Below are 14087 nucleotides of genomic sequence, written 5' to 3'. Positions count from 1 at the left end.
TGGCGCCGCTGTCGTCGCTGGCGCCGGAGTCGAGGGTCGCGCCCGCGCCGGTGCCGCCCGACCCTCGCCGCATCCTCCGGTCCGGCGAGCGCGTCGCGCTCTTCGTCGACGGCGCCAACATGGATCACGCCTGCCGCGAGGCCGGCTACTTCGTCGACTACCGCAAGGCGCGCGAGTTCCTCGTCGGCGATGCCGTCTGCTACGCCGCGTATTACTATCTGGCCGACTTCACCGCCACCGATCCGCTGCAGCAGCGCTTCCTCGACTTCCTCTCCCACTCCGGCTACATCGTCCGGCGCAAGCCGGTGAAGGTGATCCGCGACGAGGAGACCGGCGAGCGGATCATCAAGGCGAACGTCGACACCGAGATCGTGCTCGACATGCTCAACACCGTCGGCAACTACGACGTCGCCTTCCTGCTCTCCGGGGACGGCGATTTCGAGCGCGCGGTCGAGCTGCTGCGCTCGCGCGGCAAGCGCGTCTACGTCGTCACCTCGCGCCGCTCGCTCAGCCGCGAGCTCGCCTACGTGGCCGACAAGCCGATCTTCCTCCTCGAGGAGCTGCGCGCCGCCATCGGGCGCGAGGATCGCGTGCCCGTGCCGCGCGCGGCCGAGCGCTGAGAGGGCGGGCGGCGCGCGCCTCGCGCGGCCGGCCTCCGGCGGCCCCAGGGTCGGAGCAGAACTGTATAGTGCTGCGAATCGCCGCGCGGGAAGGGCCGGCGGGCGATGACACCGGGCGTGCCGGCAGGTCAGAATAGAGCGCTCGATGCCTCGCCGCCGTTCCTCGCCCGACCCATCCGCAGCGCGGCGTCCCGCCCGCCGCGAGTCGGCGGCCGCGCTGGTTCCCCCCGCCTTTGGCCGCGATTCGGTGGCGCGCGAGGCGTGGCTGCGCGTCATCCTCGAGACCGAGCCCGAGTGCGTCAAGCTGATGGCGGCGGACGGATCCCTGCTCGACATGAATCCGGCCGGCCTGCGGATGGTCGAGGCCGAGTCGATCGAGCAGGTGCGCGGGCGCTCTGTCTATCCGCTCGTCGTCGAGGCGCATCGCGCTGCCGTCCGCGAGCTGACCGCGCGCGTGTTCCGGGGCGAGTCGGCCCGGCTCGAGTTCGAGATCGTCGGGTTGAAGGGCGGGCGTCGCTGGCTCGAGACCCACGCCACGCCGCTGCGCGACGCCGAGGGGCGCGTCGTGGCGCTGCTCGGCATCACGCGCGACGTCAGCGATCGGAAGGCGGCCGAGGAGCGGCTCCGCCGGAGCGAGCGTACCTTCGCCGCGCTGTTCGACAAGGCCGCCTTCGCCGCCGCGCTCTGGCGGCTCGCCGACGGTGTGATCCTGAACGTCAACGAGGCCTGGGAGCGCGCCTTCGGCTTCGGCCGGGAGGAGGCCGTCGGCCGCACCGGTCTCGAGCTGGGCCTCTACCCGCCCGATCCCGACGGCTACCGGGCGTTTCTCGCGGAGCTGGAGCGCGAGGGACGGATCCGCGAGCGCGAGTTCGATCTCCGGGTGAAGTCGGGCGAGCGGCGCACCTTCTCGGTGAACCTCGACGTCATCGAAGTCGGCGGCGAGCGCTGCGGCCTCGCGACCGCGCTCGATGTCACCGAGCGCCGGCGCACGCTGGATGCGCTGCGCCGCAGTCAGGAGCAGCTCGCCGCCCTCGTCGATTCGGTCGACGGCATCGTCTGGGAGGCCGACGCCGCGACGTGGCGCTTCACCTTCGTGAGCCCGAAGGCGGAGCGGCTGCTCGGCTATCCCGTCGCGCGCTGGACCGAGGAGCCCGACTTCTGGGTGCGGCACGTCCATCCCGACGACCGCGACTGGGCCGTCCGCTTCTGCACGAGCTGCGTCGCCGAGAAGCGCGATCACGAGTTCGAGTACCGCATGATCGCCGCCGACGGCCGCATCGTCTGGCTGCACGACATCGTGACCGTGGTGGTGGAAGGCGGGCGGCCGGTCAAGCTGCGCGGCCTGATGGTGGACGTGACCGAGCGGCGGCGCGCCGAGGACGCGCTGCGGGCCAGCGAGGAGCGCTTCCGCGAGCTCGCCGAGACGATCGACGACGTGTTCTGGATCCAGGATCCGCGCGCGGGCAAGCTGCTGTACGTGAGTCCCGGTTACGAGCGGGTGTGGGGGCGGTCGTGCCGGAGCCTGTACGACGCGCCCGGGAGCTGGCTGGAGGCCGTGCATCCCGAGGATCGCGAGCGCGTCGCGCGTGCCGCGGCGGCGCGGCAGGCGGCGGGGCTCTACGACGAGGAGTATCGCATCGTGCGGCCCGACGGCCGCGTGCGCTGGGTGCGCGATCGGGCCTTTCCCGTGCGCAACGCGGCCGGCGAGGTGGAGCGCATCGTCGGGGTGGCGCGCGACATCACCGAGCGGCGCCAGCTCGAGGAGCAGCTCCGGCAGGCGCAGCGGCTCGAGGCCATCGGGCAGCTCGCCGGCGGCGTGGCGCACGATTTCAACAACATCCTCACCAGCATTCTGATGGAGGCGGAGCTGGCGGCCGAGGCCGACGGCCTGCCGGGCGAGGTGCGCGAGAGTCTCGCGCAGATCCGGACGGCGGCGGAGCGCGCGGCGGGGCTGACGCGCCAGCTCCTGCTCTTCAGCCGCCGGCAGGTGCTGCAGCCGCGCGTGCTGGATCTCAACGAGGTGGTGGCGGGCGTCGCCAAGCTGTTGCAGCGCATCATCGGCGAGGACATCCGGCTGCAGCTCGACCTGCATCCCGGGCCGCTCTGGACGCGCGCGGATGTGGGGACGCTGGATCAGGTGCTGATGAATCTGGCCGTCAATGCGCGCGATGCGATGCCCGAGGGGGGCCGGCTGTTCGTCGAGACCGGCGCCGAGCAGGTGGGCGAGCGGCCGCGGCATCCCGAGGCGCGGCCCGGGGCGTACGTGTGGGTGCGCGTGCGCGACACCGGGGTGGGGATTCCGCGGGAGGTGCTGCCGCGCATCTTCGAGCCGTTTTTCACGACGAAGGAGCCCGGCAAGGGGACCGGGCTCGGGCTGGCGATGGTCTATGGGGTGGTGCGCCAGCAGCACGGGTGGGTGGAGGTGGAGAGCGAGCCGGGGCGCGGCGCGACGTTTCAGGTGTTCCTGCCGGCGGCGCCGGCGCTGGCCGACGAGGCGCCGGTCGGGGGGGAGCGGCGGGTGCCGGGCGGGAGCGAGACCGTGCTGCTCGTCGAGGACGACGCGGCCGTGCGGCAGGTGACGCGGACCGTGCTCGCGCGGCACGGCTATCGCGTGGTGGAGGCCGGCAGCGGCGTCGAGGCGCTGGAGGTGTGGCGTGCGCACCGGGAGCGCGTGGCGCTGGTGGTGACCGATCTGGTGATGCCCGGCGGGGTGAGCGGGCACGAGCTGGCGCGGCGGCTGCGGGCCGAGCGGCCCGGGCTGAAGGTCATTTTCATGAGCGGGTACAGCGCCGCCGTCGCCGAGCGCGAGGCCGGCGTGCGCGACGGCGAGAATTTTTTGCAGAAGCCCTTTCCTGCCGAGCGGCTGCTCGAGACCGTGCGGCGCTGCCTGGACGCGTAGGCCCCGGGCCGCGGCGGGGTGGGTCAGCGGTGCCGTCAGTGAACCTGGCTGGCGCTCACCACCTGCTTTTCGTGGCCCATCTACTGCAGACGAGATGGCGGCGTCACCGAACCGGTTCGGTGTGAGGCCGCCTGTGCCTGATCCTCTCAGGGAATTGAGACCCGTGCTTTGCCCGCGTGGCCGCGAGTGAGCAGTCGCGGAAATCCGCGGGCGTCTCCTTTCCGCGTCCGGATCGACGGTGCTTCAGTGAGACCGCGGCTGAGTAGTCGCGGGAATTCACGGCGGCCATGTATGCCACCCGTGGCCCAGCTGGTTTCAATGGGGCCGCGACTAAGTAGTCGCAAAAATGTGCGACGGCGCGCGCGCCGGGCACTGCGAAGAGGAAGCTTCAATGGGGCCGCGACTAAGTAGTCGCTGAAATGCCGCGGCGTAGGGCGACCTGCCCCTGTCGCCCAGCGCGCTTCAATCGGGCCGCGACTAGGTAGTCGCGGAAATTCGGACGGTAACCCAAGGGCGCGCAGGAGCGACACCCCTTCACTGGGGCCGCGACTAAGTAGTCGCGGAAATATCCCCGCCCGCCCCAGGATACGCGTGCGCCCCTGGCCCTTCAATGGGGCCGCGACTAAGTAGTCGCGAAATCCGGGGGAAGCACGTAATGACCCTCGGCTCAGCCCGGCTTCAATGGGGCCGCGACTAAGTAGTCGCGGAAATGCGGCGCTCGGCACCGCGGCGCTCGGCCTCAAGGCGCTGGCTTCAATGGGGCCGCGACTAAGTAGTCGCGGAAATATGAGCAGCCCCCGCCGACCGCACAGCCCGGGGTTCCGCTTCAATGGGGCCGCGACTAAGTAGTCGCGGAAATGACCTGCCGGGGGGCGGACCCCCAGAAAGAGAGGGCTTCAATGGGGCCGCGACTAAGTAGTCGCGGAAATCCGGGTTCTCCGCGCCCTCGTCCGTGCGCCAGAACGGCTTCAATGGGGCCGCGACTAAGTAGTCGCGGAAATCCCGACCCGACTGACTGCGACGGCGAGCGCGCCGAAGCTTCAATGGGGCCGCGACTAAGTAGTCGCGGAAATCCAGCTCGCGCAGCTCGCGCGTCCCGCGGCGGTCCGCGCTTCAATGGGGCCGCGACTAAGTAGTCGCGGAAATGCTGCTCAGCGACGCTATCCGCCGGGCGGTCGAACAGCTTCAATGGGGCCGCGACTAAGTAGTCGCGGAAATCAGCTCGCGGGTGGCGGGGTCGACCGCCCACGCGCGGCTTCAATGGGGCCGCGACTAAGTAGTCGCGGAAATTCGACTACGACCGCGATCAGATTCCCGAGCTGCAGGCTTCAATGGGGCCGCGACTAAGTAGTCGCGGAAATGGCGAGGACCGCCACGCCGTCGCGCGCCGCCGCCTCGGGCTTCAATGGGGCCGCGACTAAGTAGTCGCGGAAATGGCAGCCCGAGCCCGCCGCCCCCGCCGCCGAAGAGCCCCGCGCTTCAATGGGGCCGCGACTAAGTAGTCGCGGAAATAGACGAGCCTCGCGGGCGTCGCGCTGCCCGATCCGGTGCTTCAATGGGGCCGCGACTAAGTAGTCGCGGAAATCGGCTCGTGCCCGTCGTCGTCGACTACTGGACCGACGTGCTTCAATGGGGCCGCGACTAAGTAGTCGCGGAAATGGACACGATGGTCCCACTGGACCGTATCAAGACTCAGCTTCAATGGGGCCGCGACTAAGTAGTCGCGGAAATCCGCGGCGGGCACGAACGAGACCGGCGCCATCGTCATGCTTCAATGGGGCCGCGACTAAGTAGTCGCGGAAATGCGTCGGGCGCGGGCGCCAGCGCCGGAATGATCGCGTCGGCTTCAATGGGGCCGCGACTAAGTAGTCGCGGAAATATACATGACCCGACCCCGAGCGACGACCCGGAATCCGCTTCAATGGGGCCGCGACTAAGTAGTCGCGGAAATTCGAGCGCCGCATGAGCCACGTCGCGTTGCGCGCGTAGCTTCAATGGGGCCGCGACTAAGTAGTCGCGGAAATCGCTAGCGCCGTGCCGGTGCGCCCGTGACCCCCTACGGCTTCAATGGGGCCGCGACTAAGTAGTCGCGGAAATTCGCGGTCGAGACGCTGCTGCGCGATGCGAGCGGGGCTTCAATGGGGCCGCGACTAAGTAGTCGCGGAAATCTACTGGCGGGAACGATACTTGCGCGAACTCGACGCTTCAATGGGGCCGCGACTAAGTAGTCGCGGAAATAGCTGTCGCTCGCCGACCAGCCGCTCGCGCTGAAGAGGCTTCAATGGGGCCGCGACTAAGTAGTCGCGGAAATGCCGATCTTCTGCCGCGCCTGCTCGATCGCCGCGTTGCTTCAATGGGGCCGCGACTAAGTAGTCGCGGAAATGGCTGCGGTAGGCGGAGGAGGACGGCGATGGAGATTCGCTTCAATGGGGCCGCGACTAAGTAGTCGCGGAAATACGCGCTGGTGCTCGGCGTTCGTCCAGCCCGTGTAGCTTCAATGGGGCCGCGACTAAGTAGTCGCGGAAATATCGATGGATGGTGAAGGGGGGAAAAGAGGATGGGCTTCAATGGGGCCGCGACTAAGTAGTCGCGGAAATTTGGACGATACCGCCATAGCCAAGATCCAGACACCCGCTTCAATGGGGCCGCGACTAAGTAGTCGCGGAAATTTCTGAAGTCACGACTCGCGGCTGAGCAGTCCCCACTCGCTTCAATGGGGCCGCGACTAAGTAGTCGCGGAAATGGCCTCGCAGCGGCGGCACCGCCACCGCTGGGGGGCGCTTCAATGGGGCCGCGACTAAGTAGTCGCGGAAATTCTCGAGCAGGCGCTCGCCGGCGGGCAGATCATCGCGCTTCAATGGGGCCGCGACTAAGTAGTCGCGGAAATGCTGGCCTTCAAGGCGCTCTCGACGGACCCGGACCGGCTTCAATGGGGCCGCGACTAAGTAGTCGCGGAAATACGCCGAGCGGGGAGATGTCGGTCATGATTGCTGCCTGCTTCAATGGGGCCGCGACTAAGTAGTCGCGGAAATTTCCGGGCGCGCAGAATGCCTTCCGGCGGCTCTACCTGCTTCAATGGGGCCGCGACTAAGTAGTCGCGGAAATCGGCGAGAACGAGAAGCCCCGCGGGTGGTTGTGGGTGAGCTTCAATGGGGCCGCGACTAAGTAGTCGCGGAAATGTCCAACGGCCGAACAGATAGCCGTCGGGCGATTCGCTTCAATGGGGCCGCGACTAAGTAGTCGCGGAAATATGGCTAAGCGGCGCTGGAGCTCCTCGACGGCGGCCTGGCTTCAATGGGGCCGCGACTAAGTAGTCGCGGAAATGTGGCGGCTGACACGGATCAGACCGGCTCAGCCGCGGCTTCAATGGGGCCGCGACTAAGTAGTCGCGGAAATGACCTGCACGGGCCGGTCGCCCTCGCCTCGACCGACGCTTCAATGGGGCCGCGACTAAGTAGTCGCGGAAATTCGCAGACGAGCTAACGTGCGCGGAGGGTCCGCATGCTTCAATGGGGCCGCGACTAAGTAGTCGCGGAAATCGGCCTTGGCGCGCGCGCGCATGACCGGGTGGCGGCTGTCGGGGCTTCAATGGGGCCGCGACTAAGTAGTCGCGGAAATAGGAGCATCAATCAGATTTCCTTTCGGATCTCCCGGTGCTTCAATGGGGCCGCGACTAAGTAGTCGCGGAAATGTCGGCTCCGGCGCTCTCCTCATCGACCACCGCCAGCTTCAATGGGGCCGCGACTAAGTAGTCGCGGAAATGCGACATCCATGTGCGAGACGTAGGTGCGCGGGCCGCTTCAATGGGGCCGCGACTAAGTAGTCGCGGAAATACAGCGGCAGCCGTGCTGAAGGGCCGCCGCATCTGGCTTCAATGGGGCCGCGACTAAGTAGTCGCGGAAATGCCACCGCCTCGTCCAGCGTGTCCTTGACAAACTCGCTTCAATGGGGCCGCGACTAAGTAGTCGCGGAAATCCGCGCATCAGCGAGCGGTTGGACTATCTGCAACTCGCTTCAATGGGGCCGCGACTAAGTAGTCGCGGAAATAGCCGGCCCGAGAAGTGTGCTGTTGTCAAAGACCTGCACGCGCCACAGCGAGGACTGCCCAGCCGGAGGCAAGACGTCTGCACGCTTACCGGCCAGCTCCGACAGCGAAGTCCCCTCAAGGCATCTAGTTAGGGAGCATCGAGCGGCTCTCGGCATTCGAACGTCACTCCGGCGCTCGCACCTCAAAGTGAGCGCCGGGTTGGCTGCGTCCGGCTGGGCCTCTCGGGGCGGCTGCGGGGACGGGTCGCGTGAACCCGACGATCTGCCGCGCGGACGTGAAGTTCAGCTTCTTGTTCGCCGCCGAACCAACGACGATCCGCGGCGCCCGATAGACCGCAATGATACCACGGGGCGCAAGGACAGCCAGGTTGGGCCGCTCGCGCACCAGCTCGGACAGCTGGACTAAAGAGCGCACGACGTCCAGGCTCACTGGATGGGTCCAGAGAGGCCACGTAAAGTACTGCGAGCCCCCGTCATCGCTCCACCCGGAAGCGGCAAGACGGCGCCCGGCTGGCGCCGCCGGAAACAGCGCTAGGCCGCAATAGCCGAGGAGGTTGGCCATCCACACCGTGCGCGGCTTGTTTTTGCTGTCCGTGGGGTCGCGGTCGAGCAAGGCATACCGCCTGTCCTCGACGGGATCCCAGCGCAGGGAGAGACCTTCGTCCCGATAGCTCCACGGCTCGAACAAAGCGTTTGAAATCAGCTCCGGCGTCACCTTCTCCATGAGTTGGCCTACGTCATTAAGGAAGAACTGGTGGCCACTGCCGGCAGTGAATTCGAACGGCGTGGCCTCGACGCGGCCGTTCCTGTCTACGCAAGCATCGCTGCCCAACGCGGCGAGGAGATCGAGCGCGTCGCGGCTGCTGCCGTCGCTGCCGGCAAGAATCGCCTCCGCGAGTTCCCGATATTCCTCGGAACCCGCGTCCTCGATCCGCTTGCCCAGCGCGAGCTCCGGGCGCGGCACGGCGTCCCGCAGCGCCGCGAGCCAGCGCCGCCGTTTTTCCTCGTAGTCGCGTTCGAGCGGCGCGAGTTCCAGCTCGATCGCCTCGGCCCGCTCCGTCCCGCGGAGGCCTCGCCGCTTGAGCTCGTCCCGCTTCTTTTTGATCGCCGTCTTTGCGTCCTCCATCGCCTTTTGAGCGATGCGGCGTTCCTCCCCAGCCGCCTCGGCCACGTGACGGCCCCGCAGCGCGCCGGCGATCCTTAGCGCCAACTCCCCCTTGGCGGAGTCGTCCTCTTCGCGTTCGACGGGGACGCCCTCGAGAATGGGCACCCAACGAGTCGAACGCTCCCACCAAAGTCGCGCGGTGCCGACCCCGCTCCGGTGCAGCGTGACCAGGGTACCGAGGGCCGCAAGGAACCCCAAAGGATTGGCCCCGTCTAGGCCGCAGAGTTCGAAACGGCGTTCGACCATGGTGCGCTCTCCCGATTCGAATCAGACCGGACTACGAAAACGCTGCCGTACCAGTCGGCCAGACGGAAAACCGCTTCCAGATACGCCAGGCCCCACCAGCCATAGCGACGGGTGAGCCGCCAAAACCGCTTGGGGGCCCCGGAATCGATGCGATGAGACGGAACGAGCGCGGCACGGGCCTCCGCTCCCAGCGCGATATGCACCGTCCCCAGCGGCCCCGACACTCCGGGCGGAGATGGGTCGTCCACTACCGGGGCGAACGGGCGCGCGTGACCGTGATGCACGGCAACCAGATGCAGTACCAGGTCGCGCAGAGCGTCGTCAGTGGGCAGCTCTGCGAACCGCTCGGCCAGTTGCAGCGACAGCATCTCGTGCCGGAAGTTGGCCGGCAGGCCGCTCGCCTCGCGAATGGTGCGGCGACGGGCCGGGGAGAGGGGCACAGAGGCGGACTTGGCAAGTGGCTGCGCCGAGAGGGCCGCGGCCACTTCGTCGCCATGATGCAACAGGAGCTGGAAGCGCGCGTCCAGTTTGCCGCTGTCGTGCCAGCGGGCGGCAAGCTCGAACGCGTCTCGGAAGCCGGCGGGCAGACAACGTTCTGCGAGCTTGACGGCTGCGCGCGCGACCGAGGCCGTGTGGTCGCCGAGCGTGACTTCGCAATCTTCCGCCGAGGCCAGATCGTCGTCATCGGCAAAGAGATCCGGCTCGGCGGCGCGGCGCGCACCGGGGGTGGCGCGAGCGACGAGCACCAGTCCGCCGGCCGGATGATCCTCGAAGCGCCCGTGGCGCGCGCGGCGCAGGAGCTCGACCCACCAGTCGGGTGGCTTCGGCGGCGCGTCTTCGCCTTCGGGTTCGTAATCCAAAACTGCCTGAATGGCGTCCTGCACCTCCTCCCGGTCCCAGGCGCGGGAGGTCGCGACAGCCAAGAGTTCGGCGAGCGGGGAGCAGGCGAGCCAGGGCGCGAGCACAGCGGGGTGCAACCGTACCGCGGCGGGATGACCGACACCCGCACGGGCCGGCTCCCAGAGATCGAGACCTTCGTCTCCCAGGGCCTTGGCCTTCGTGGCCTGCCCGAGCCCGGCGATCCCGTAGGCGGCGGGTACCACGACGACGTCGCCGGGAGCGATGTCGTCTGCCGTTCTCGCCACTCGCGAGCGATCGCGCCCGCGCCAGAGAAGGCACCGGCGGATCGCCGCCGCTCGGGTCTCCGGTTCCTCGCCCGCGCCCTCGACGTCGCCTTCGTCGCTAGCCGCCGCACGCGCTTCATAATCCGCCGCCGGCCGTTCCGCGAGCCAGGCGCGCACTCGCCAAAGTGGCGCCTGGAGCATCTCGGCGCTCACCGGAGGGCACAAGGCGATGGTTTCGGTCCAGGTGCCGGGGTCGTCGGGCGCAAGGTCGCATCGCCAGACGACCGAGACCTCTGGCGGCCCGGCTCGGCCGTGCAGGTGGAGCGAGACCTCGGGCTGCGGGTGTGGTGGCGGGGCCGTCTGGCAGAGCAGGTCCAGATGCGCTGGTAGAAGGATCGGCGCATCCGGTGCCGGCGCGAGCAGAGAGGAGAGGTCCTCGATCTCGCGGACTCGAACTTCGAGGGCCTCCACACCGAAGTCGACGACCTTTGTGCCGCTCTCGGTTTCCGCGGCCTGTCCTTCGAGCCATTTCCACGTTTCGCGTATCGCGGTTCCGTAGATCGGGTCAGGTTCCACCGACTCCGCGTCCTGCCCGCGCATGAGGACGGCGGCCGGTGCCGGCTGCTCCGATCCCAGGCGCGCCAGGCGACCGAACCGCTGCCGGAGCGCGTCGAGGCTCGCGCACTCGGTCACGAGGGCGTCGAAGCTGAAGTCGGCGCCGACCTCGAGGCACTGGGTGGAGACTACGACCACGGGCTTTTCCGGCTGCTCCGGTCGGTTCGCGCGCAGGTACGGGGTCCAGCGCTCGACCAGCTCGTCGCGTTCGAACGGCCGGATGCGCCCGGTAAGGAGGACGACGTCCGCCTCCTCGCCGAGGGCGGTCCGGAGCGCGTCCGCCACGGCTTCGGCCGTGCGCACGCGGTTGACCATGACCGCCACCCGGAGTTTTCCCGAGCGAACGAATCCTCCGGCACGGACCACGGCCTCGGTGACGAGGGGATCATCTGCTCCTGCTTCCGCCCGATCTGCTTGCATTCTTGCTGCTGCCGCTTCTTGCGGCTCGCCGCTCCTTCGCGATCGTGGCGCCGTTACCTCGATGAGCTGCGCTCGTTTCGAGGTGCGGAGCCGCCGGGCGAGTTCTGGATCGTCTAGGACCTCCGCGCGCTCCCTGCCGGGGAAGATCTGGTCGAGCGGAATTCCCGCCGGCGGGGTCGCCGACATCACCACGAACGCGAACGGGGTAGGAATGTGCTCCTCGGCCCATTTCGGACCCCGGTAGCGTTCGATGGCGCGGAGCGTCTGCATGAACGGGACGGCGCAGTGGGCCTCGTCCAGGAAGATCAAGCTGTCGTTAGCGGCGAGCCCGGCGAAGATGGGCGCCGCCAGCAGGCTGTGCCCGTAGCCTCGGAACAGCAGGCGCGAGCCCAGTTGGTCCACGGTCGAGGTGATGATCGCGGGTTGCGACGGGATGCGGGCCCACCCGTCGTCTCGCAAGATGCCGCCTCGGAGGCGGGCGACGGCGAGCGGCCGGTCGGTGCCGCTCAGTTGGCGCAGCCGGTCGGCGGTCTCGCGGAGCGGACCGGACTCGGCGTCGGCCAGCTTCTGGGCGATCTTCTGGGCGCGCTCGAAGGCTTCGTCCACCACGATGCGGCGGTCCACGACGAACCAGATCCGCAGGGGCGCCGTTCGCTCGGCTAGGGGTCGGTCTGCTTGGGCGGCGAGGGCATAGACGGCGATGTCCACGCAGGCGGTCTTGCCGGAGGCGGTGGGGAGGTCGAGGGCCTGGGGCCAATGGCCGCTCGCGACCCGCTCGGCGAGCATGGCTTGCCAGCGGAAGGGGGCGTGCTTCCAGAGCTCGCGAAACCACGCAGTAAAGGGCGGAAGGTGTTGCATGGCTTTAGATTCCGCCATTGCCGGGGCAGTCGGCCCCAGCCTGTGATTCCCAAGCCGTACTCCATCGGACCGACATCGTCACTGCTCGATTTTGAACTCCAACCCGAGCTGCCGCGCGGCTTCCCTCATGGCTTTGAACTCGGGAGCGTCTTCGCCCAGAGGCCGATCCTCGGGAAGGACCATTTCGAAGCGCACGGGAAGTCCAAGCTTCTTCCAGCGCCATGCGTGCAGCCGGACCCACAAAGCAGCGGAACAGTTCGCCCCAGCTCTCGACCGGAACGTTGCCCTGAACGACGAATCGGCGCACGGTGCCCTTGGCGCCGCGTTTCGCCTCGGTGCTCGTTCCCAACGTATCCACGATGGTGGTGCTGCGGCCTGCCTGAGCCGTGATGGTGGACTCATCGGTAGCCACTCCGGCTTCGACAGGAGCCTCGCTTCTGGGCTCTTTCACCGGCTCCGGCGCAAACGGCGGAATGATCCATACGCCGTCCTCGCTCGGGTCGAGCGAGACGGGTTGCCGGCAGTAGCGGGCCTGGAGCGCCGACGGGCTTGCGCCGCGCCCGATCCCGACCAGTCCATCGGCGCAAGCCTGGGCCAGCCCCGCGCTCACGGCCTCCTTGGAGGCGACCATGGGCTTGTCCGTGAATCGTAGGAAAGCGTCCACGGCATCCTTGAGGCGCAGTGCACCTTCTTTCAAAACGAGGCCCGTGCTCTCCAGCGTCACCGAGCCCACGCGCCGTAGAATCCACTCTTCGTCCTCCACGAGGGTCGTCCACACATAGCCGAGATGCTCCTGGAAAGTGCGCCGCGCGTCGGAGAGCCGGCAGGCTTCTACCTCTTGCCCGCGCACGCGCAGGACTACGGTGTAGGCAGGACCCAAGGCTTCCAGGCAAGCCTTGCGGGCCGCCTCGAGGCGCTTCTTCAGGTCCTCTCGCTGCTCTTCGTCGAGCTGCTCCCAGTAGTCCTTGCGGATTGCCTCCAGCGCTGCGTGTTCGCGATACGCTTGGCGCAGTTTGCTGAGACCACGCCCGCTCCCCACGAGAAAGAGGAGCGTGTTCCGGTAGATGCGATCCTTTCCGCCGCAACGCGTGCTGATCGCTCTCACACGTTCCTGGATCGCGTCCTTCGACCCACCGTTCTCGTCCCAGGCGAGCGAGGGTGGAAGAACGAGGAGCGCGAGCGACTTCTGCTCAGGCAGATCCTCGGCGGGGTTGACGATCACGCGCCAGGTCCCACCGGCGAGTGCACCCTTCTGTGACTCGGCCCGCAGGTCGGCGAGAATCTCTTCCTCGAAACTCTCTCTCGCCATCTGCTGGCGATACTGGACCACCAGTTTGTTGAGCGTCGGCTTGGTGGCGAACCAATAGCGCTTGCCGAGGGCCCCGGCCGTTGTGGTGCGAAGGTAGAAGCAGCGGTTCTCGAGCTCCAAGAGCGCTCCGTCGGTGTAGTTCCAGTTGAGTCCGTACCGGGAACAGGCGAGCTTCAACTCTTTGGCGCTGAAGCCGCTCTTGCCGCCCTGACCGCCGAACGAGCCGAGAAGGATGGCGGCCGCCAGCCCCTTCCCGATGGACTCGGTCCGGTAGTCCCCGCCGCGCTCGTCGTCGAGGGTGCCAGCGTTCGACCGCTCCCCAACGATGTCGGCAGCCGCCACCGACTGGTAAGCAGGCCCCCAAAGTCGTGTCAGGGCAGCCTGCAAGGGGTCTATGGACCAGTGGATGTGACACGGTTGGATCAGGTGCTGGGTCGCGGTGCTGCCCTGCCGCCGCTTCCAGACGTCGCCCACGATGCTCGCGAGCAGGCGCAACACACCCCGCGTCCGCTGGAAGTCCGGGTGGCTTCCCCAGCGGGTGTAGAACGCATCAATGAGCAGAGGATGGAAGGGATAGGCGCGCTCGATGAGCTCGCGGTAGGCGGTCTTCGCCGCCTCCGAGGGCACCTCCCCTGCATGCGCCGCATACATCTCCTGGTAAAGGCGCGCAACCTGCTTCGGATACCAGGTGTCCGGAGGGGTCATTCCGGGCTGCACTCCGTCGATCGTTTCGAACAGGCGGGCCCGCACGACCTCGTTAGAAAACGTGAAAGGCGTGGCTGTT

5 protein-coding genes and 1 CRISPR repeat array are annotated in these 14087 nt (G+C 67.7%); of the genes, 2 read left to right on the top strand and 3 right to left on the bottom strand.

Annotated elements, in window-relative coordinates:
- Positions 1-620: NYN domain-containing protein (locus VNM24_00650; protein ID HWQ37107.1), on the top strand; the 620-nt coding region annotated here is incomplete at its 5' end.
- 247 nt (positions 621-867) lie between these two features.
- Entirely contained in the window at positions 868-3519 is a 2652-nt protein-coding gene (locus tag VNM24_00645; GenBank protein HWQ37106.1) for a PAS domain S-box protein, read from the top strand.
- 240 nt (positions 3520-3759) lie between these two features.
- Positions 3760-7566: direct repeats of the CRISPR family, unit length 36 nt; unit sequence GCTTCAATGGGGCCGCGACTAAGTAGTCGCGGAAAT.
- 163 nt (positions 7567-7729) lie between these two features.
- Here the strand turns inward: VNM24_00645 and VNM24_00640 are convergent.
- Genes VNM24_00640 through VNM24_00630 form a run of 3 tightly spaced genes read right to left on the bottom strand, consistent with a single transcriptional unit; the run spans position 7730 to position 14008 of the window.
- Complete coding sequence (locus VNM24_00640; GenBank protein HWQ37105.1) at positions 7730-8977, bottom strand: hypothetical protein; 1248 nt, start codon at positions 8975-8977, stop codon at positions 7730-7732.
- Positions 8944-11994, bottom strand: coding sequence for a type I-U CRISPR-associated helicase/endonuclease Cas3 (gene cas3u / locus VNM24_00635; protein HWQ37104.1), 3051 nt, complete (start codon positions 11992-11994; stop codon positions 8944-8946). Before cas3u ends, VNM24_00640 begins: the two co-directional genes overlap by 34 nt.
- Positions 11995-11998: 4 nt before the next feature.
- On the bottom strand, positions 11999-14008 hold the full coding sequence (locus VNM24_00630) for a DUF499 domain-containing protein (protein ID HWQ37103.1): 2010 nt from the start codon (positions 14006-14008) through the stop codon (positions 11999-12001).
- Between the last annotated feature and the right edge of the window lie 79 nt (positions 14009-14087).

The organism is Burkholderiales bacterium, assembly GCA_035560005.1.
GTDB lineage: Bacteria > Pseudomonadota > Gammaproteobacteria > Burkholderiales > Eutrophovitaceae > DASRFY01.
Note: the sequence above shows the minus strand (reverse complement) of the source record. Positions and strands in the feature narration are given on the sequence as shown.